Source organism: Nautilia sp. PV-1 (assembly GCF_004006315.1).
GTDB classification, from domain to species: Bacteria; Campylobacterota; Campylobacteria; order Campylobacterales; family Nautiliaceae; genus Nautilia; species Nautilia profundicola_A.
In genome coordinates this window covers 1065996-1085222 of the sequence record NZ_CP026530.1, presented here as the reverse complement: position 1 = coordinate 1085222, position 19227 = coordinate 1065996, and the positions used below count along the sequence as shown (strand labels likewise).

The 19227-nt window shown below is 33.6% G+C and carries 21 protein-coding genes and 1 tRNA gene; 18 read left to right on the top strand and 4 right to left on the bottom strand.

The features are described 5' to 3' along the window. The first annotated feature begins 165 nt into the window (after positions 1–165). From C3L23_RS05770 to C3L23_RS05755, 4 genes are all read left to right on the top strand, one after another. Positions 166–672: a hypothetical protein gene (locus tag C3L23_RS05770; protein ID WP_127680750.1), complete on the top strand. Its 507-nt coding sequence runs from the start codon at positions 166–168 to the stop codon at positions 670–672. 9 nt (positions 673–681) lie between these two features. Beyond that, positions 682–1842: an aspartate aminotransferase family protein gene (locus C3L23_RS05765; RefSeq protein ID WP_127680748.1), complete on the top strand. Its 1161-nt coding sequence runs from the start codon at positions 682–684 to the stop codon at positions 1840–1842. Between the two features lie 14 nt (positions 1843–1856). Then, positions 1857–3056: a TolC family protein gene (locus C3L23_RS05760; RefSeq protein ID WP_127680746.1), complete on the top strand. Its 1200-nt coding sequence runs from the start codon at positions 1857–1859 to the stop codon at positions 3054–3056. 128 nt (positions 3057–3184) lie between these two features. Next, positions 3185–4891: an FAD-dependent oxidoreductase gene (locus C3L23_RS05755; RefSeq protein WP_127680744.1), complete on the top strand. Its 1707-nt coding sequence runs from the start codon at positions 3185–3187 to the stop codon at positions 4889–4891. Between the two features lie 72 nt (positions 4892–4963). Here the strand turns inward: C3L23_RS05755 and C3L23_RS05750 are convergent. Next, positions 4964–5040 (bottom strand) — tRNA-Arg (locus C3L23_RS05750). Between the two features lie 39 nt (positions 5041–5079). Here C3L23_RS05750 and C3L23_RS05745 point away from each other — a divergent pair. The 11 genes from C3L23_RS05745 (at position 5080) to C3L23_RS05695 (ending at position 13820) form a co-directional block, all read left to right on the top strand. Then, positions 5080–6039 (top strand): succinate dehydrogenase/fumarate reductase iron-sulfur subunit, encoded by a 960-nt coding sequence (locus C3L23_RS05745; protein ID WP_127680742.1) that lies wholly within the window; start codon positions 5080–5082, stop codon positions 6037–6039. Next, a complete protein-coding gene (locus C3L23_RS05740; RefSeq protein WP_127680740.1) occupies positions 6039–6869 on the top strand; it encodes a CoB--CoM heterodisulfide reductase iron-sulfur subunit B family protein in 831 nt (276 codons plus the stop codon). The genes C3L23_RS05745 and C3L23_RS05740 overlap by 1 nt, the downstream gene beginning before the upstream one ends. Positions 6870–7006: 137 nt before the next feature. Next, positions 7007–7582 (top strand): RIO1 family regulatory kinase/ATPase, encoded by a 576-nt coding sequence (locus C3L23_RS05735; protein ID WP_127680738.1) that lies wholly within the window; start codon positions 7007–7009, stop codon positions 7580–7582. Beyond that, the gene (locus C3L23_RS05730) at positions 7572–8288 is read left to right on the top strand and encodes a succinate dehydrogenase/fumarate reductase iron-sulfur subunit (RefSeq protein ID WP_127680736.1); all 717 of its coding nucleotides are present in this window, start codon (positions 7572–7574) and stop codon (positions 8286–8288) included. Before C3L23_RS05735 ends, C3L23_RS05730 begins: the two co-directional genes overlap by 11 nt. Positions 8289–8349: 61 nt before the next feature. Beyond that, positions 8350–8856: a PAS domain-containing protein gene (locus C3L23_RS05725; protein ID WP_127680734.1), complete on the top strand. Its 507-nt coding sequence runs from the start codon at positions 8350–8352 to the stop codon at positions 8854–8856. 60 nt (positions 8857–8916) lie between these two features. Continuing rightward, on the top strand, positions 8917–9459 hold the full coding sequence (locus tag C3L23_RS05720; protein ID WP_127680732.1) for a PAS domain-containing protein: 543 nt from the start codon (positions 8917–8919) through the stop codon (positions 9457–9459). Next, positions 9456–10268, top strand: a complete 813-nt coding sequence (locus C3L23_RS05715; protein WP_127680729.1) for a thiamine-phosphate kinase — start codon at positions 9456–9458, stop codon at positions 10266–10268. Before C3L23_RS05720 ends, C3L23_RS05715 begins: the two co-directional genes overlap by 4 nt. An 8-nt stretch (positions 10269–10276) precedes the next feature. Beyond that, a complete protein-coding gene (locus C3L23_RS05710; RefSeq protein ID WP_127680727.1) occupies positions 10277–10945 on the top strand; it encodes an EI24 domain-containing protein in 669 nt (222 codons plus the stop codon). A 63-nt stretch (positions 10946–11008) separates the two neighbouring features. After that, positions 11009–12085 (top strand): tRNA pseudouridine(13) synthase TruD, encoded by a 1077-nt coding sequence (gene truD, locus C3L23_RS05705; protein ID WP_127680725.1) that lies wholly within the window; start codon positions 11009–11011, stop codon positions 12083–12085. Next, positions 12082–12978 (top strand): cation diffusion facilitator family transporter, encoded by an 897-nt coding sequence (locus C3L23_RS05700; protein ID WP_127680723.1) that lies wholly within the window; start codon positions 12082–12084, stop codon positions 12976–12978. Before truD ends, C3L23_RS05700 begins: the two co-directional genes overlap by 4 nt. After that, complete coding sequence (locus C3L23_RS05695; protein WP_127680721.1) at positions 12975–13820, top strand: GGDEF domain-containing protein; 846 nt, start codon at positions 12975–12977, stop codon at positions 13818–13820. Before C3L23_RS05700 ends, C3L23_RS05695 begins: the two co-directional genes overlap by 4 nt. Here C3L23_RS05695 and C3L23_RS05690 read toward each other — a convergent pair. Beyond that, positions 13810–15654, bottom strand: a complete 1845-nt coding sequence (locus C3L23_RS05690) for a DUF505 domain-containing protein (protein WP_127680719.1) — start codon at positions 15652–15654, stop codon at positions 13810–13812. The two genes, C3L23_RS05695 and C3L23_RS05690, sit on opposite strands and share 11 nt — an antisense overlap. A gap of 138 nt (positions 15655–15792) precedes the next feature. Here C3L23_RS05690 and C3L23_RS05685 point away from each other — a divergent pair, with 138 nt between their 5' ends. After that, positions 15793–16542, top strand: coding sequence for a substrate-binding domain-containing protein (locus C3L23_RS05685; protein ID WP_127680717.1), 750 nt, complete (start codon positions 15793–15795; stop codon positions 16540–16542). Here the strand turns inward: C3L23_RS05685 and tatC are convergent. Together tatC and C3L23_RS05675 are read right to left on the bottom strand one after the other, a co-directional pair. Next, positions 16508–17233, bottom strand: coding sequence for a twin-arginine translocase subunit TatC (gene tatC, locus C3L23_RS05680; RefSeq protein ID WP_127680715.1), 726 nt, complete (start codon positions 17231–17233; stop codon positions 16508–16510). The genes C3L23_RS05685 and tatC overlap by 35 nt on opposite strands. Continuing rightward, complete coding sequence (locus tag C3L23_RS05675; RefSeq protein WP_127680712.1) at positions 17226–17453, bottom strand: twin-arginine translocase TatA/TatE family subunit; 228 nt, start codon at positions 17451–17453, stop codon at positions 17226–17228. Before C3L23_RS05675 ends, tatC begins: the two co-directional genes overlap by 8 nt. Positions 17454–17574: 121 nt before the next feature. Here C3L23_RS05675 and serB point away from each other — a divergent pair, with 121 nt between their 5' ends. Both serB and C3L23_RS05665 read left to right on the top strand, forming a co-directional pair. Next, positions 17575–18195 (top strand): phosphoserine phosphatase SerB, encoded by a 621-nt coding sequence (serB, locus tag C3L23_RS05670; protein ID WP_127680711.1) that lies wholly within the window; start codon positions 17575–17577, stop codon positions 18193–18195. Positions 18196–18271: 76 nt separating this feature from the next. Further along, positions 18272–19225 (top strand): transaldolase, encoded by a 954-nt coding sequence (locus C3L23_RS05665; protein WP_127680709.1) that lies wholly within the window; start codon positions 18272–18274, stop codon positions 19223–19225. Positions 19226–19227 lie beyond the last annotated feature (2 nt).

Genomic DNA, 19227 nt, shown 5'->3' with positions numbered 1-19227 from the left:
GAGGCGGAATTATAACATATAAGGTTGGTTAAGTTGTTGAGGTTAGTGAAGTTAGAGAAGTTTTGAAGTTAGTTAGGTTTCAGAAGTTTATTAAATTGATGTAATTTAGCTTTACATATAAAATTAACTAACCTTAACAACCATAATAACTCTTAAAGGAACAAAATGTTTGAAAAAAAAGGCGAATATTACACCAATAAAGACGAAAATTTTTTAAAAGAGTCTGATTTGGTTATATACTGGAACGCAAAACCTAAAAAACTGATTAAAAATTACGCGGTAATAGGCGGCAGCGATGAGCATTCTAAAGTTGACGTACCAAGAGCCGATAAGGATCTGGCTTTGCTGCTTGCTAGACTTGCTTATGTATTTAAGATATACGACGACAGGCTTGAAGATTCGGAAGAATTTGAAGATTTCGTAGATGTATTAAAAGGAGTCAGAGTTAAAACTCAAATCAAAAAACATCTGACTACTCTTGAAGAAATAAGCGGTGTTTTATATTTAATGGACAATTCAGAAAAAATAAGTATTATTATCGAAGAAATTGAAGAGGAAGAATTTGAAGCGTTAATGAGTTTTTTGGTGATGATGGGATTTTTTAGCAATAAAATAGGTATATTTTCAAAAAAAGACATATCCTATTATGATGAATTTTATTTTTATGAATAAGGAGAATTAATGCAGTATCTGTTAAATACATATTCCAGATTTGATATATCTTTTCAAAAAGGACATAATGCGACACTCTGGGATGACAAAGGCGACAATTATATTGATTTTACCAGCGGTATCGGAGTTGTAAGCGTCGGACACGGCAATGAGAGACTTTCGCATGTTATTTGCGACCAGGCGAAAAACATAATCCATATATCCAATTTATATAGAATAAAACCGCAAGAGGAGCTTGCCAGAGAAATTGTAAACAAAAGCGGTATAAAAGGAGGGGTGTTTTTCTGCAACAGCGGAGCCGAAGCAAATGAAACCGCACTTAAAATTGCAAGAAAATACGGCGAAGTTAACGGAGAAATTAAAAGATATAAAGTAATTACGCTTGAAAATTCGTTTCACGGAAGAACAATTTCAACCTTAAAGGCTACGGGACAGCCGAAGTTTCATCAGTATTTCGGACCTTTTCCGGACGGCTTTACGTATGCAAAAGACATAGCTGATATTGCCAACAAAATTGATGATAAAACAGTTGCCGTAATGATAGAACTGATACAGGGTGAAGGAGGAGTTAATCCTTTTGACAAAGACGAAATTAAAAAACTCTCAGAGTTTTTAAAAGAAAAAGATATTCTGCTGATCGTAGATGAAGTTCAAACGGGAATTTACAGAACGGGGGAATTTCTAGCAAGCAACTTATACGGTATAAAACCTGATATTGTCACCATGGCAAAAGGTCTGGGTGGCGGAGTTCCGATCGGTGCGGTATTAACATCTCATACTGACGTTTTAAAGCCTGGAGACCACGGTAGTACATTCGGAGGTAATTATCTGGCTACAAGCGCCGCTTTGGAGGTTATAAAAATACTTGATGAAGAAAAAAGAAACGGAAAGCTGGATTCGACGATTGAATATTTTGAAAATAAAATGCTTGAAATGGCAAAAGAGTATCCCGATATATTTGACGGGGTCAGCGGATACGGGTTAATGAGAGCACTCAGGGCGAAAAACTCTCAAATCAGAGACGATATAGTGAAATTGGCATTTGAAAATAGACTGCTTGTTTTAAAAGCCGGCGATAAATCCGTAAGATTTTTGCCTCCTCTGACTATTTCCAAAGAGGAGATTGATGAAGGTTTTGACAGATTGAAAGACGCAATAAATAAAATATAAAACGGAGAAGAGGTTTGAAAATTACTAAATTCGCACTGTTAATTTTTCCAATGTTTTTATTTGGAAACACTCTGTTAAACGATTTAAAAAAACAGGAGCTTAATTACGATAAACAATATTCAATTCAGGACAGTAAAGATACCGAAAAATCATGGGTAAATCCTTTAATGCTGCAGTATTCATATTCCAAAGACAACAGCATCGGCACGATTACCACTACAAAGACGTTCAGCATATCGGTAAATCAGCCTATTTTTAAATCAGGAGCGATATATTATTCGATAAAATATGCCAAAAACGCAAAAAGTTATAATTTAGGCAATGTCGAGCTTCAAAGAAGAGAGCTTATAAAACAGGCTCTCGATTTGGCGTATGACTATAAAATCAATATTATTAATGAAGAAATAATCAAATTAAACATTAAAAACGCAAAAATAGATATACAGAAGAAAAAGGAAGAGTTTTTAAACGGCGTAGGAGATTCAACGCTTTTAAACAATGCTGTACTTACTCTGAATTCTCTGAAACTGAATTTAGAAGATCTGCAGATGAATTCAGACAACTTAAAATATTCGTTTGCCAACATTTCCTCACTTAATATTGATACGTTGAAGCTGCCTCAATTCAGAATTATTCCGATAAACAGGTATATTAATCACAATCTAGATTTAGTACAGCAAAAAAGACTTAAAAAAGTAAAAAAAGATCTATATAAAATGCAAATAGGCAACCAGCTTTTAAGTGTAAATCTGAATGCTTCACTAAACTGGCAAAAAGTTGATTATAAAGACAGTTCTCCTATACTGCAGGACAGTTCAAGCGACTATTACAGAGTCGGACTCAGTATAAATATGCCAATAAGTTTTAATGCGTTAAATAAGATAGAAAAAACAAAACTTGATTATCTTAAATCCCAAATTTTGATAACTGATAAAAAAAGAGTTTTGATTAATCAATATAACAGTATAATAAGACAGGTTAATGCTATAAATAAAAAAATAAAAATATATAAAAGCAACATAAATATATACGAAAGTCTGATAAGTTCCACACTGGATTCCATAGAAGCCGGAAATGCAACCAGACTTGACCTTGAGATTTTGCAAAATTCTAAAAAAACAATGTATTTAAATATACAAATCTTAAAACTTCAAAAACAAAAACTGCTGTTAAACTTGTATTATAAACTTAATAATTTCTCACTTACTTTTTGATTTCTTTGCCGTTAAACGGCCGTTATTGTAACGGCTTGTAACACTGAAGGAGTATTCACACAAAATTTATCCTATTTAATATAAGTTTTCGTTATAATACTAAATATTTACAAAATTAAAGGAGTGATATGAAAGTTGATGTTTTAATTGTCGGTGCTGGCGGTGCCGGACTTTATGCCGCATTAAGCGCGGCAGAGGAAGCCAAAGGAATGGAAATTGCGGTACTTACAAAAGTTTATCCAACAAGAAGCCACACGGGAGCTGCTCAGGGTGGTGTTAATGCCGCACTTGCTAATGTAGACCCGACTGACAGTGAAGAGCTTCATACATTCGATACTGTAAAAGGAAGCGATTATCTTGCTGATCAAAAAGCAGTTAAATACATGTGTTTTGAAGCTCCTAGAATTATTAGGGAAATGGAACATATGGGAGTTCCTTTCAGCAGATTAAACAACGGAAAAATTGCTCAAAGACCGTTCGGAGGGGCAAGTAAAGACAGAACATGTTACAGTGCCGATAAAATGGGACATGTTATGCTTCATACTCTTTATGAACAATGTATAAAACACGATATTAAGTTTTTAAATGAATGGTTTATGTTAAATCTTGTGCATGACGGAGAGAGACTTCAGGGTGTTACGGCAATAAACATTGCAACGGGAGATATTCAGTTTATTCATGCCAAAGCCGTTATCCTGGCTACCGGAGGGCACAGCAGAATTTATTGGGGGTATACTTCTAATGCTTTAGGATGTACCGGAGACGGTACGGCTGCTGCGCTTAGAGCGGGGCTTCCTTTAAAAGATATGGAATTTTTACAATTTCACCCTACAGGACTCAGAAAATCGGCGATTCTGGTATCTGAAGCGGCCAGAGGAGAAGGCGGACATCTTTTAAACAATAAAGGCGAAAGATTTATGAGTAAATACGCTCCTGAAAAAATGGAGCTTGGGCCTAGAGATTTGGTTTCAAGAAGTATTATGACCGAAATCAGAGAAGGCAGAGGATTTAAAGACGAAGAAGGAAGAGAATACGTACATCTTGACCTTACTCATCTCGGTGAAGAAAAAATCAAATCAAGACTTCCGCAAATTAGAGAACTGACTATTGATTTTGAAGGTATCGATCCTATAAAAGAGCCTATTCCTATTAAGCCGACTGCTCACTATGCAATGGGCGGAATTCATACTAATGTAAGATGTGAAACTCCTATTGCCGGTATTTACGCAGCAGGAGAAGCTCAGTGCGTAAGCGTTCACGGTGCAAACAGACTAGGAGGAAACTCGCTTCTTGATATTGTTGTATTCGGTCATGTGGCAGGAAAAGAAGCTGTAAGATATGCAGAAGGTACGGACTTTGCAAAAGGCGGTGTATCTAAATTAGAAGAAGACGTAAAATTTATACAAGAACTGTTTGACAGAAAAAGCAAAGAAACGTTAGGTGATCTTAGAGATGAGCTCGGAGAAATTATGTTTAGACATTTCGGTGTGTTTAAGAATGAAAAAGAGATGCAGGAAGGTTATGAAAAACTTAAAAATCTTATTGAAAGAGCCCATAAAAATCTTGCCGTAGAGGATAAATCAAAAGTATTCAATACTGATTTACAAAGTTTGCTTGAATTTTATAATTTACTTGAAATTGCAGATGTACTTGCTTATGCGTCATTAGAAAGAAAAGAATCAAGAGGCACTTTTTACAGGGACGATTATCCGAAAAGAGACGATAAAAACTTTTTATATCACTCAATGATAACTAAAAGCAGCGACGGAAGCTTTAAATATGAAAAAGGTGAAGTCGATTTAAGTATTTACGAACCGGCTGAAAGAAAATATTAATGGAAAATTGAGAATGGAGAATGGAGAATTTTTAATTCTCAATTTTCAACTCTACATTCTCAATTTATAAAGTGGTCTCCCGGGCGGGATTCGAACCCACGACCTTCGGATTAGGAATCCGACGCTCTATCCTGCTGAGCTACCGGGAGGGAGTAGAATTATACCAAATATTTTATAAAGGATTTTAAATGGAAAAAATAAAATATGTAACAAAAGTCAAAAGATATAATCCTGAAACAAACGAAAGTTACTGGCAAGATTTTGAGGTTGAGGTTGAAGACAGTTTAACCGTTCTTGAACTTTTAATGTACATAAAAGACAAAATAGACGAAAGTTTGACATTCAGAGCATTTTGCAGAAGTGCTATCTGCGGTAGCTGTGCAATGATTATTAACGGGCGTGCAGGGCTTGCATGTAAAATTCAGGCAAAAGACAAAATTAAAAACGGTGTTATAAGAATAGAGCCTTTAAATCATTTACCGATTGTAAAAGACCTGGTGGTTGATCAGGACCCGGCATTTAATAAACTTAAAAAAATTAAACCTTATCTTGAACCGGATCCTAAAAAAGTACCTGATAATTTAAAATGTGAGTCACTAGTTACTCCTGAAGAATTTGCTAAATACGACAAACAAACCGACTGTATTTTGTGTATGGCATGTTACGGGCAGTGTAATGCGCTTGAGGGTGAAGAGGCGTATTTAGGGCCGTTCCAGCTTACAAAAGCATTCAGATTTATAATGGACAGCAGAGACGGTGTGGATGTGGAAGAAAGAATTAAACTTGTAGAAGATGCAGGAATCTGGGACTGTGTACAGTGTCAGATGTGTTTAGCCGCATGTCCTAAGGGAATTAAACCTGGAGAAGATATACTGGAACTTAGAAGAATAGCTAAAGACGTAGGTGAAGACAATATTGCTACAAGAAGAGCAAAAGTATGGTTTGCTAACGTATTCGAAACTGGTCAGATTGACAAATGGCATTTACCTGAAGTTGCTTTCGGTGATGAAAAAGGTGAAGCTATAACAAATAAACTGGAAGAAGAATTTAGAAGCAGAGGTATGAAAGAAGAAGAATTCGGTCCTCAGCCTTTTGACGGTATTAAAGAATTCCAGAAATTTATTAAAAAACTTGAAAAGGAACTGTAATGAAAAAAATAGGTATTTATCCGGGATGTTGCTTTCAAGGAGCAGATATACATAATTATGATATAACGGAAGATTTTTTAGAAAAAATGGGCGTTGAGGGCGTTTTACTTGAGAGAAGCGCATGCTGCGGAGGCGGCGTTATTGATGAGACAAACAAAATGATTGTTTACGGGTTAAACGCAAGAAATATCGCTTTAGCTGAAGAAAAAGGCGTGGATTTATATACGCCGTGCAATACATGCTATATGATTATTGCCAAAACAAAACTTGCGCTTGATTCAGACCCGGAATTAAAAGAAAAAATAAATAAAATTTTGGCAGACGAAGGTCTGGAATATAAAGGTGAGGCAAAAATTTATCATACATTGAATTTAATTAGAGATTTTATAGGAATGGATGTGTATAAAAGTAAAATTCAAAGAAAACTCGGCGGTGTAAAAGTGGCTCCATATTACGGATGTCATGTTCTTGCACCTGATGAAGTTGCACTAGACGATCCTGAAAATCCTACTGTACTTAAAGAAATACTTGAGCCTTTAGGTGTTGAAATTGTAGAAGGTTATCAGCATGAACAGACATGCTGCGGATACCATGCAAGATTTACAAATCCTGATCAGAAAGAAAGACTTGCAGTAAAACCTCTTGACGGTGCGAAAGAAGCGGGTGCAGATATAGTAACTACTCCTTGTCCTCTTTGTCATAAAGCGATGGATGGTTATGAAGAGCCTATTTTACAGGTTACTCAGCTTATAAACGTCGCTTGCGGGTCATCTCCTGAAGACGCTTTCTGGAATCTGAACAAAACGGAAGTTAAAATTTCTATAGGATAAGAGCTTTTGCTCTTTTTCTTTTTGTCAAATATAGTGTCTGGCGCTAATTGATTTATTTCTTTTATCTTATCTTTATATAATTTTTTTAAGTTATTCTGTTAATTTAAAATAAAATATATAAGTTTTAATAACTAAATTTGATAATATTCGATCAAAAAGGATTAACGATTCGTTACGACATAATTGAAAAGATCGGAGAAGGGAACAGGGGAGAAGTTTATAAAGCAAGACTTGAAGACGGAAGAATCGCTGCCATAAAATGGGCAAAAAATTATGAAATAGACAAAGAGTGGGAAATTCTTAATTTTCTAAACGGATTATGTGCTCCAAAACCGATATACAGGGGGAAACGTTATTTTATTATGGAGTATATTGACGGCAGGCCTTTAAAAGAATATGTCGGAAGCGGAGAATATTATGAAGTGTTAAAAAACGCATTATACAATGCTTATCTGCTTGATGAAAAAGGTGTTTTTCACGGACAGCTCGGAAGATATTATCATATTTTAAATACTCGAACGGGTGTAAAGTTTATTGATTTTGAAAGAAGCGTCTTTACACAAAATCCTAGAAATTTTTTGCAAATTATCGGATATTACTTGTTTAGGGATAAAAAATATGATAAAAATTATCTGAATTTAATCGTAGATCTTTACAAAAAAAACAGAAAAAAAGCGTTAAATAAAACAATAAGGCTGATGGATGAAAGTTAATATAAAAAGATTTTTAAACGGTAGAGTGTGGTTTGAAAATTTTGAAGTTGAATACAAAGAAGACGAAACAATACTTGAACTTCTTGACAGGCTCAAAGCTATAGACAGAAGCATTACATACAGGAGTTTTTGCAGAAGCAGCATATGCGGTACATGTGCCGTGAAAGTAAATGATAAAACAGTACTTGCCTGTAAAACTAAAGTAAAAGATTTTATAGAACATGATGAAATCATTATAGAACCGGTTGACAGAAGCAGAATTATAAAAGATCTCGTAGTCGATCACAGTTATATAGAAAAAGCTATAAAACAAAACAAACTCTGGTTTGAAGATGAAATAAGAGGTGATCAGGAAAATCTGCAGATGCCTCAGGAATTGAAAAAATATGAAAAACAGACAGACTGTATATTGTGTATGGCGTGTCATTTTGAATGTGAAGCTCTTGATTATACACCTGATTTTGCGGGTCCTTTTATATTTACTAAATATTTCAGGTTCGTATTTGACAGCAGGGATAAAAAAGATATGCAAGAAAGAATTGATTTAGCAAAAGATAACGGTCTTTACAGCTGCATAAACTGTCAAAAGTGTGTAATGGTATGTCCGAAAGGGATTGCAAGCGCTTTTGATATAAAAATGTTACAAAATTCTGACAAATCTTACGGCGAACCCTCATTCAGTTCGGAAAATTCAATGTTTTTTTAATTTAATTTTGTCATAATTATGTCACATTTGATATATAATTTCATTAAAAAAAAGGATGATTATGGCTGTTCGACCGCACGTTACTCCCAAATGGGAAGAAATAACATTTGAAGAAGAAGGACTGGATGCCAGGGCTCTTGTAACGAGAACGGATAAAAACGGTAAAATTACTTTTGCTTCAAAAGCATATAGAGATATGACCAAATATTCAAAAGACGAACTAATCGGAGCTCCCCACAGTATTGTAAGACATCCTTTAATGCCTGAAGCAGCTTTTAAAGATATGTGGGACACTATAGAAAGAGGCGAGCACTGGAGCGGGCTCGTTATGAATTTAAGGAAAGACGGAAAACACTATTGGGTGGAAGTTCATGTTGACCCTATTGACAGTAACGGTAATGTTGTAAGCGAACCTGGGAAAATAGCAGGTTATGTTGCTATCAGAAGAGAGCCTACGCGTGATGAGATAAATGAAGCTTTAAAATTATATAAAGCAATGAGAAAAGCTGAACTTTTAGAAAAACTTCATTTAAAAGACTGGGAAAAAGAGCTTCTTAAAAAATTATAATATCAGACATCTGTCATATTGGCTTTATATACTTACATATAAAGTCAATAAGGATGGATTATGTCAAGAACACCAACAACTCCGATTTGGAGAGAAGTAAGGTTTGAAGAAGAAGGTTTTGACGCAAGAGCTCTGGTAACAAGAACAGATACTAGAGGTGTGATAACGTTTGCTTCAAAAGCGTACAGGGGAATGACTGGTTATTCCAAAAATGAACTGGTTGGAAGAAGCCACAGTATTGTAAGACATCCGTTTATGCCCAAAGCCGTTTTCAGAGATATGTGGGATACAATCAAAGAGGGGAAGCATTTCAGCGGGCTGGTTATGAATATGAGAAAAGACGGAAAATATTACTGGGTTGAAGTAAGAATTGACGCAATTGACGCGAACGGTAATATTATCAGTTCAATGGCTTCGGTAGGAGAAAACGTACAAAATGGATATAATAACAAACAGATACACGGATATGTGGCTATAAGAAGAGAACCGACCAGAAGCGAGGTTAAAGAAGCCACAGAATATTACAAGCATTTGAAAAAAGAAGAATTAATAAGTAAAATGTATTTAAAAGAATGGGAAAAGGAAATATTGAAGGTTTTATGAAAGAAGAGTTTTTTATAAAAAACATAAATTCCAAATACATCGGAGACGATGCCGCAGTAATACGAAATCAGGTAATAGCTAGCGACTCTTTTTTTGAAGATATACATTTTAAAACAGAATGGATGAGTCTTAAAGATATAGCTGTTAAAGCCAGTCTGGTAAATATCAGCGATATTGTAGTAATGAACGCTAAGCCTAAATATGCCCTTTTAAACATAGGTTTTCCAAAAAAGTATTCACTTCACGATATTAAACAGTTAACAGAGGGTTTTAATGAGTGCGCCGAAAAATACGGGTATGAAATAATTGGCGGGGATACGATTAGAAGTGACAAACTGGCAATTTCCATGACTTTTATAGGAGAAAGTAAAAAACCTGTCTACAGAAAAGCAAAGCTTAATGAATTTGTAGCTTTTACTGGAACTTTGGGCAGTGTTAGAAAAGATTTAAATATTCTTTTAAGAGGGGGAAGGATTCCGAGAAGCTCGAAATTTATAAAACCGTTATTACGGGATAAATTTTTTTATAAGGCTGCTCCGTATATTACTTCCGCTCTTGATATAAGTGACGGACTTTTTAAAGAGCTTGAAAGAATTTCAAAAATATCAAAACTCGGATTTGAATTTTTTTATAATATAGATAAAAATACAGGCTGCAGCGGAGAAGAATATGAAATACTTTTTACTTTTAATAAAAAACAGTTGCCAAAAATTTTAAATATTGCTAAACTAACAAGAACTAAAATTACAGTTTTTGCCGTTACAAAAAGAGGCACATACAGAAGCAAATGCAGAGAAAATCATTTTTAAGGTGAACAATGAATATATTTAAATACGCTTTTTCGGATCTGTTTGACTCAAAAATAATTAAATATTCATTCGCTCCTCTGTTTTTAAGCGTTATATTTTGGGGAGCGGTTTTTTACTTTTTTTCAGGAAATATTGTAAGCATAGTTCATACCTATATTTCTTATCTGCCTTTTGGGGAGAGTATTAACAACATACTTGCCGGAGTGGGTTCAACTATAGTATTAATGTTTTTGTATTACGAATTGGTTATTTTGAGTATAGGTGTATTCAGTTCGTTTTTTGTTGATAAGATAACTTCCAGAATAAATGAAAAATATTATAATCTGCCGCAAAAAGAGACCAGTATTATTGAAGGTGTTTTGGTGTCGTTAAAAGGTATGCTGAATTTTATTATATTTTTCATACTGACTTTTTATCTGCTGTTTATTCCTGTTGTAAATATTTTTTACCAGGCCTTTTTATGGTCTCTGGCAATTAAAAAGCCTTTAGTTTTTGACAGCAGTGCAATGTTTTGTGATTATAAGGAATTTGAGAGAAAAAACAATCTTAAAATCTGGTCTTTGATTTTTTTTACTTCATTTATATATTTTGTACCGATACTGTCTTTTTTCGGTTATACGCTTCAGCTTATTATAATGACGCATTTTGTATTGAACAAGTGTAAAAAAAACTCTTAAGGGAAAATAATCAAAAAAAATTTTCTTTTGCTATAATTTCGAATTAATATTTGAAGGGCAAAAATGATATATTCACATTCTCCCATAAACTTCCACTTTAATAAAAATTCAGAAAATTTTTTTGTTGAAGAAATTCCTCTTTATTCATTCGATCATACAGGTGAATGGTTAATGCTTAAAGTCAGAAAAAAAGACGCTACTACTAATGAAGTTGTGAGCCAGTTTTCCAAACTCGGCATAAATAAAAGGGATATAGGTTACGCCGGTCTTAAAGACAAAGACGGATTAACGGTCCAGTGGTTTAGCGTCCCAAGAAAAATAAGAGCCAAAATAAATGAATTTTCCCATCCAAAAATAAAAATAGTAGAGCAGGATCTGCATAGAAATAAACTTAAAATAGGACATTTAAAAGGCAACAGGTTTTTTGTAAGACTAAAAAAAGTACTTCCGGTAGACGCTAAGAAAATAGAAAGAGTGCTTATAGATATTAAAAAATACGGAATTCCGAATTTTTTCGGTTATCAGAGATTCGGTAAATACGGAGATAATTTTGAACAGGCGAAAGAGTTTATTTTCGGTGACAGATATATTAAAGACAAAAGACTTCAAAAACTGCTTATAAGCGCCTATCAGTCAAAGCTGTTTAACGACTGGCTTATGGAAAGGATAAAGCTCAGCAATATCTTTGATATGAAAGAAGACGAGCTAAAATTTGTGGGATATGAAAAAGAACTTATTAAGTTTATAAAAAAACAAAAACATCCGTTTAAACTTCTTCCGGGCGATGTAATGTGTCATTATCCTTTCGGAAAAAATTTCTATCTTGAAATTTTGGAAGACAGTGAAAGGTTTTATAAAAAAGACATTGTCCCTACAGGTCTTCTGCCAGGTAAAAAAGCACTCCGTGCCAAAGATTACGCAAGAAAAATTGAAGAAAAATACGATGAACTGATTCCTGCAAACGGAGACAGAAGAAGTGCCTGGATTTTCCCTGAAATATTGGAAAAAACATATATAAAAGAAAAAGCCTGGTATGAATTTTCTTTTATTCTTCCTAAAGGAAGCTACGCTACCGTATTGGTTGAAATTCTTAAAAACGGTATTACCGATAATCTGATTACTTACAAAGGAGAAAAATGAGTTTACCCCGTTTAGCTACTACCGTTGCAACAGCAAGTGCTTTTATTTTAGCGGTGTCTAAGGTTATAGTTGGAGTAATGACAGGAAGCGTTGCTGTAATTGCCAGTGCGATTGATTCTCTTCTTGATATGGTTATCAGTATATTTAATAATATTGCAGTCAGAGTAAGTGAGAGCAAACCAAACAGCAGGTTTAATTACGGAAAAGGTAAAATAGAAGGTTTGGCGGCGCTTTTTGAAGGGCTGTTTATCAGTGCGAGCGGATTATACATTATATATGAGGGTATCAGAAAAATAATAGATCATGAGCCTATAGTGAAAATTGACTATTCTATTTATGTAATGGTGTTTTCAATGATTGTTACTTTAGCTTTGGTCAGTTTTTTGGCTTACGTAGTAAAAAAAACTAACCATTTAGTTATAAAATCCGATCTTTTGCATTATAAAACGGATTTAATTACCAACGGTGCGGTTTTAGTGTCACTTTTGATTGTTAAACTTACAGGCTGGTATTACATTGACTTTATTTTGTCCATTTTAATAGGAATTTATATTATAAAAGAAGCAAGTGAAATTGTAAAAGAAGGTTTTGAAATACTTCTTGATGTGTCACTGGATTTTGAAACTGTAGAAAAAATAAAGGAAATTATCAAAAAAGAGCCTTTAGTACTTGATTACCACTGTTTAAGAACTAGAAAAGCAGGGCATAGAAATTTTGTAGACGTGCATTTAGTTCTGACACCGGATATGAAATTGAAACTTGCCCATACAATTATAGAAAATGTTGAGGAAAAAATAAGAAAAATCGATCCGGATAAAAAATGGATTATTAACATTCATGCAGATCCGTATGACGATTCGCATATTAATAAACTTCTTGAGGAGTGTGAGTGAAAATAAAAAATATTGAATGCCATCATAACAGTGATATAAACATAATGGAGTTTAAGGATATAAAAAACAGCACTATTAATGATGTTTCTAAAATTTTTACAAAAAACAAAACAGACGTATTAGTTATTACAAAAGAAAAAAAACCGTATTATATATTGACGTCAAGTGATATTATTGACGCTTTGGTGGCCCATTTTGACAATATTCCTCTAAGCGATTATATTGAAAGATGTCCAAAAAGTCTGATAACGGTGTCTGAAGAGGAAACTGTGTTTGAGGCTTACAGACTTATGAGAAGTTATAAAATACATCATTTGATTGTTATTGACGAAGACGTATATTTTAAGAAAATAATTAATTTTTATGATTTTGCGTCATATCTTACTGAAATGGCTTTAAAAGACGAAATGACGGGATTATATAATAAGAGGTTTTTTGAATTTATTATAGACAGGTATAAATCGGAAGATATGGAAATAGGAATTATCTTTTTAGATTTAGATAATTTTAAAAGAATTAACGATACTTACGGACATTTATTTGGAGACGAGGTGATTAAAAAAGTAGCAAATGTAATCAAGCAGTCTATAAGAGATATTGATTATGCGTTTAGATTCGGAGGTGACGAATTTGTAATAATGATTTTTGCAGATTCGAATGTTTTATCCAAAGTCGCTAAAAGAATTGTTAACAAAATACACAATGCAAGCATTAAAAATAATATAAAACTAGAATGTAGTTTGGGATTTGCTCACAGACCAACAGACAGTGAAGATTTAGAAAAAGTTTTAAAAATTGCCGATAAAAGAATGTACGAAAATAAAAAAGCGGTTAAGAGTTAAGAACCTCTACCGCTTTTAGCATTTTTATTCCCGCTTCGTTTACGCTGTTTCTTCCTAGATATTTAGCTTCTCTAGCCGCGATATAAGCTTTGTCGAAAGTTTCTTTGCTAAGACCGGAAGCTTTTACCGCTTTTTTAATATTTTCAGGCAATATTCTGATTTTTTGTTCTTTTACATACATGCTGCCTGTATCGGCAATTGCTTTTACTACTCTGTATATAGTCGGGTTAATCGGTGCTCCGAATCCTTCAGGCACTCCGCTCATTGCATCGTCCATTAATTTTCCGTATTCAGTTTCAATAATATGACCGTCAGGCATAACTTCAATAAAGCCTTTTGCTTCAAGCTTATCGATTGCTTCTAATATTTTTCTTTTTTCGTCTTCGTTTTTACCTTCAAGAATATTTTCACACGCTATTCCGGCATCCGGAATTATTTTAAAGATATCCATTTCATATCTTGTCATGAACGGCATTTTTTCATGTGTTGCAAGTTCTTCATATAAAAGACCGGATTTGCTCGGTTCATATGTTCCAAGAATTCTTTCTCGTCTTGCTTCTTCAACCCATTCTCTATTAGGAGCACTGAAAATTTTATTAGAGATTGCAAGTGTTTTAACTGACCAGCTGTGAATTGCTCTTTCATCAAAATTTTGGTCTTGTAAAACTTTTTCACCGTTTTCAGTTACGAAATAAACAGCTTTGCCTTTTTCGTCAATACCTTCTGTAATAAGATTAAACGCTTCAAGTGAATATAAATATTCTCTTAAATCAAAGTTATCGTCAAACCATTTTTTCTTATCACTCAAATCTTGGAATTTTTTAGCGATTTCCTGTTTTTTCTTAGGCATTTCGTCAAGTTTTTTTCCGTATTTTTCGATAAGTTTTTTGTATTCTTTTACTTTTCTGTCGATAAGTTCCGCTTTAATTTCATCGAATGTAGGTGTTTCTTCAGGGTTTTGAGTTGTTTTTTCTTCCCATATGTATTTTATTGTTTTAAGTGTTTCAATTTCTTCTTCTGAAATTGCAAATGTTTTTAAAGGTTTTTCAGTTTGGTCTTTATAGATTCTGTAAACTTCAAGAGCTTTTTCTCCGGCTTTTGTAAGCTGATCTACGTCGGAAACATAACCTAAAGCTTCAAGGTTTGCAAGTGAATCGATGTCGATTTCTTCTCCGTCGGCTACTTTTGCAATATCTTCTAAAATTGAAATATCAAGTACGCTTCCTTCGGCTGCCCAGCCTCCGTAAGTTAATGTTTCTTTTACTGCCTGTCCAAGTTCAGTAAATGTAAAATATTCTCCGACCGGAATTGAATAAGCTATTAGTCTCATAGCTTCAAGAAGATCTTTTTTATTACCTTCTACAGGTAAATAATGGGCATCAGTCGGACCCATAGGTGATTTTCTTATATATTCAGCTAACTTAGCGTCAATTACAAGTTCAGGATTTGTGATTTTATATGCTTCATATAAATCAAGAGCTTCTTTAGTTAGTTCGCCGTTTTGGGCAAAACCTCTTTTTTCAAGTTCGCTGTTTGAAATTGATGTAGTTTTGTTGTTGTTTTTTACTGCAGCATCAATCATAGCGATTATTTCACTGCTTACCCATTTTGCATCATTGTCTATTTGTATATTGTCCTTAACGCTGTTTAGAACGTTTGCTATAATGTTACCAGAATAAGTTAGTTCAATTTGTGCAGGTGTAGGGAATCTCACTATTCCGCTTAAATTTAACTCTTCTATTGCTTCATTGTTTAGATTTTTAACATCTAAAGTTTTGCTTTTACTGTTTAATAAGTCCAGTATTATATTTATTGAATGATTTTTTATAATCATATTGCGCCTCCTGTTATTAATTTTTGAAATTATACAAACTAATTTAAATTTAGTCAAGTGGACTAAATAATTTTAAACAAACTTTTTATTATGTTTTGTTATAATTCTGTTTGTAATACTTATACGGGGTGGGGTGTAATGAAAAAAACAGTGCTTTTGTTATTTTTTGTAAGCGTCTATGCATATAATACTTTATGGATTTATACGAATTTAAATTGTGACAGACCTATAGAAGAGTTAAAAGTAGGGTATCAGAAATATTATCCTTCTTACAGGATTAAAATATTGAAAGCTCCATTAAATGTATTAATAAAGAAACTTGAAACTCAAAAAAAAGCTGATTTGTTTATTACAGACAATATTAATTACGTATATAAACATCCGGAGCTTTTTGATATATATTATAAGAAAATAGGTATTAAAAAACTTGCAATACTTTCCCTTGAGAGTAAAATAACTACTTTAAATATAAAAAAACGGCAGCTCTCAATAGGATTTGTTTCTAACAGAATTTACAATATTTTTATGAATGTATTAAAAAAATCTAAGGGTAAAAGGTTTTATCTGGAAGTTAAACTATTTAATAAAAAATATTTTTATCAAAATTCCACTCAGTGTAAAAAAGCATTATTACATGGTAAAGTGGATGTATGTATCGATTGGATAGGTACTGGTTTTTGGAACAAAAATAAAAAAATAAAAGCAAACGTAATTAACAGTGATTTTTATAATAAAGACTATGTTTATGCGGTAATTACTAAATATTCAAAAAATAAACTTATAGCAAAAGAATTTATTGATTATGCAGAAGAAAGATTTAAAATGATAGGAAAAAGAAAATCCGGAAGTAAAATTATGAGTTTTCTTTCGCCGGATTTACCGCTTTAGCAATTAAAATTGATAGTCCGTATAAAAATAACAGCGGTGTTGCCATTGCCAGCTGACTGAATAAATCAGGAGGTGTTAATACTGCTGCAACTATAAATATTATAACAACGGCATATCTTGAGAACTCTTTTAAAGTCTGATCGGTTACTAAACCAAGCTTAGCCAGGAAGTAAGTAATAACCGGCAGTTCGAATGCTATACCGAAACCAATCATAATTTTAAGCGCTACGCTGACATATTCGCTGATTTTAAGCATAGCGACAAAATCTTTTCCTCCGAAGTTTATTAACACTTTAAATCCTATAGGGAAAACAACGTAATAAGCAAACGCTGCACCTACAACAAACATAATAGTTCCAAATACTACAAACGGAATTATTAGTTTTTTTTCGTTATCATAAAGTCCCGGAGCGACAAATCGCCATGTATGATACAGTATTACCGGCAGGGTAATAAAAAAAGCTGTATATAATGAAACTTTAATCGCGGTTGTAAAAGGCTCCACGATATTAGTAAAGATCATTTCAGAATCCGCTTTTGTTTTAATAACGGCAAAAGCAGGATGAGCTATCCACAAAAATATCTGCTTCCAATAAATGAAAGCAATTATAAAAATAACAAAAAAACTGATTGTTATTTTAACAAGCCGAGATCTCAGCTCGGCTATGTGAGGTTTGATTTCCTCAAGCATTTACTTCTTTTTCTTTTTGAGATTCAGTTGTGTTAGCAGTTTTTTCTTCGATTTTTTCAGTTTTTTTAACGTCTACCTCTTCTTCACCTTCTTTTACAGCATCTTTGAAGTTTTTGATACCTTTACCTAAACCGCTTGCGAGTTCCGGAATTTTTTTCCCTCCGAATAATAGTAATACTACCAATAAAATTACGATTACTTGCCAAGTACTTACACCCATGTTAGTCCTTTTTTAGAGAATTTTAGCATAAATTTATGAATAGGTGTCAAAGTTTGATAAAATTTTATTATATTTTAATTTAATTAACGAATACTTAATAAGTACTTAATAAGGAATTAATATGAAACTGGCGGTATTTGATTTTGATTCGACGTTAATGGACGGAGAAACGATAGACTTTTTAGCCGAACCACTGGGACTTAAAGAAAAAGTGGCTTCAATTACCGAAATGGCAATGAGGGGAGAATTGGACTTTTTTGAAAGTTTAATTATGAGAGTAAAACTCCTTGAAGGGCTTGAAGAAAAAAAGGTAAACGATATTTGTCACTCTTTACCTTTGATGCCGGGAGCTAAAGAAATAGTAAAAGAACTTAAAAAAAGAAATGTTACGGTTGTGTGTTTTAGCGGAGGTTTCAGAAATGCTACTTCATATGTTAAAGATTTGATAGGACTTGATGCGGACTTCAGCAATGTTTTGCATGCAAAAGACGGTGTACTTACCGGACTGGTCGGAGGAGAAATGATGTTTAGCCACTCAAAAGGTGATATGTTACAGAGAATTCAGAACATATTGGGAGTTAACGAAGATCAGACTATGGTGGCAGGTGACGGGGCAAACGATCTTAGTATGTTTAAACATGCTAAAACCAGAGTGGCCTTCTGTGCAAAAGAAGTGTTGAAAAAAGAGGCTAATATTGTTATTGAGGAAAAAGATCTTACAAAAATATTAGAGTTCATTTAATTGGATAATTTAAGTAAAATTATAAAAATATTAATAGGAAGAAAAAGGGCGGGAAATTAAAAAACAAGGAGCAGAAATGAGTACAAGTATTTGGGTTGATTATCTTGACAGGGAGTTTTTGGATACCACATTTAAAGAGTGGGTTAATAGCGGGCTGGTAAACGGACTGACCAGCAATCCGGCGATATTTGCAAATGCGCTGAAAAAAGATATTTATAAAGAAGATTTTGAAAGACTCAAAGGAAAATCAAGCAAAGAGATATATGAAGAAATCGCCGTAAAGGACATTCAAAAAGCATGTGATATATTAGAACCGTTATATGATGAAGGAAATGACGGTTATGCCAGTATCGAAGTAGATCCCAGGCTTATTAACGACACAAAAGGTACAATAGACGAGGCGTTAAGACTGATTGATAAAATACAAAGAGATAACGTAATGATAAAAATTCCTGCCAACGAAGCCGGAGTTAAAGCCATGGAAGAGCTGGCCAAAAAGGGAATAAATATCAATGCGACTTTAGTGTTTTCTCCAAATCAGGCGATGCAGGCGGCTGAAGCTATCAGCAAAGGCCCAAGAACGATTGACGGCGTTATTTCCGTATTTGTAAGCAGATTTGACAGAAAATTAAATCCGGTTTTAAAAGAAAAAAATCTTGCACAGGACAGAGTCGGATTTTTTAACGCTATAAAAATCTATAACCAGATAGAAAATATGAAAATGCCAAATATAAGAACGCTTTTTGCATCTACAGGAGTTAAACAAGATTATCTTCCTGCCGATTATTATGTAGAAAACCTGTATCTTCCGCACAGCGTTTTGACATTGCCTTTGGATGTAATAGAAGCTATAAAAGATAAAGAGTTGGAAGAAAGTTTTCATTTTCAGACTAAACATATTGACGGTTTTTTCAGCTTTTTGACACCGGCCGGAATCAATATGCAAAAAGTGTATCAGGAACTTTTTGAAGAAGGGGTGGAGGCATTTGAAAAAGCATTTGAGGATATGCTTAATTCTATTAAGGGATAAAT

Bases quoted from the DNA above. Each gene is read 5' to 3' on its own strand.
- C3L23_RS05770 (WP_127680750.1), top strand. From the start codon at position 166: ATGTTTGAAAAAAAAGGCGAATATTACACCAATAAAGACGAAAATTTT.
- C3L23_RS05765 (WP_127680748.1), top strand. From the start codon at position 682: ATGCAGTATCTGTTAAATACATATTCCAGATTTGATATATCTTTTCAA.
- C3L23_RS05755 (WP_127680744.1), top strand. From the start codon at position 3,185: ATGAAAGTTGATGTTTTAATTGTCGGTGCTGGCGGTGCCGGACTTTAT.
- C3L23_RS05745 (WP_127680742.1), top strand. From the start codon at position 5,080: ATGGAAAAAATAAAATATGTAACAAAAGTCAAAAGATATAATCCTGAA.
- C3L23_RS05740 (WP_127680740.1), top strand. From the start codon at position 6,039: ATGAAAAAAATAGGTATTTATCCGGGATGTTGCTTTCAAGGAGCAGAT.
- C3L23_RS05730 (WP_127680736.1), top strand. From the start codon at position 7,572: ATGAAAGTTAATATAAAAAGATTTTTAAACGGTAGAGTGTGGTTTGAA.
- C3L23_RS05725 (WP_127680734.1), top strand. From the start codon at position 8,350: ATGGCTGTTCGACCGCACGTTACTCCCAAATGGGAAGAAATAACATTT.
- C3L23_RS05720 (WP_127680732.1), top strand. From the start codon at position 8,917: ATGTCAAGAACACCAACAACTCCGATTTGGAGAGAAGTAAGGTTTGAA.
- C3L23_RS05715 (WP_127680729.1), top strand. From the start codon at position 9,456: ATGAAAGAAGAGTTTTTTATAAAAAACATAAATTCCAAATACATCGGA.
- C3L23_RS05710 (WP_127680727.1), top strand. From the start codon at position 10,277: ATGAATATATTTAAATACGCTTTTTCGGATCTGTTTGACTCAAAAATA.
- truD (WP_127680725.1), top strand. From the start codon at position 11,009: ATGATATATTCACATTCTCCCATAAACTTCCACTTTAATAAAAATTCA.
- C3L23_RS05700 (WP_127680723.1), top strand. From the start codon at position 12,082: ATGAGTTTACCCCGTTTAGCTACTACCGTTGCAACAGCAAGTGCTTTT.
- C3L23_RS05690 (WP_127680719.1), bottom strand. From the start codon at position 15,654: ATGATTATAAAAAATCATTCAATAAATATAATACTGGACTTATTAAAC.
- C3L23_RS05685 (WP_127680717.1), top strand. From the start codon at position 15,793: ATGAAAAAAACAGTGCTTTTGTTATTTTTTGTAAGCGTCTATGCATAT.
- tatC (WP_127680715.1), bottom strand. From the start codon at position 17,233: ATGCTTGAGGAAATCAAACCTCACATAGCCGAGCTGAGATCTCGGCTT.
- C3L23_RS05675 (WP_127680712.1), bottom strand. From the start codon at position 17,453: ATGGGTGTAAGTACTTGGCAAGTAATCGTAATTTTATTGGTAGTATTA.
- serB (WP_127680711.1), top strand. From the start codon at position 17,575: ATGAAACTGGCGGTATTTGATTTTGATTCGACGTTAATGGACGGAGAA.
- C3L23_RS05665 (WP_127680709.1), top strand. From the start codon at position 18,272: ATGAGTACAAGTATTTGGGTTGATTATCTTGACAGGGAGTTTTTGGAT.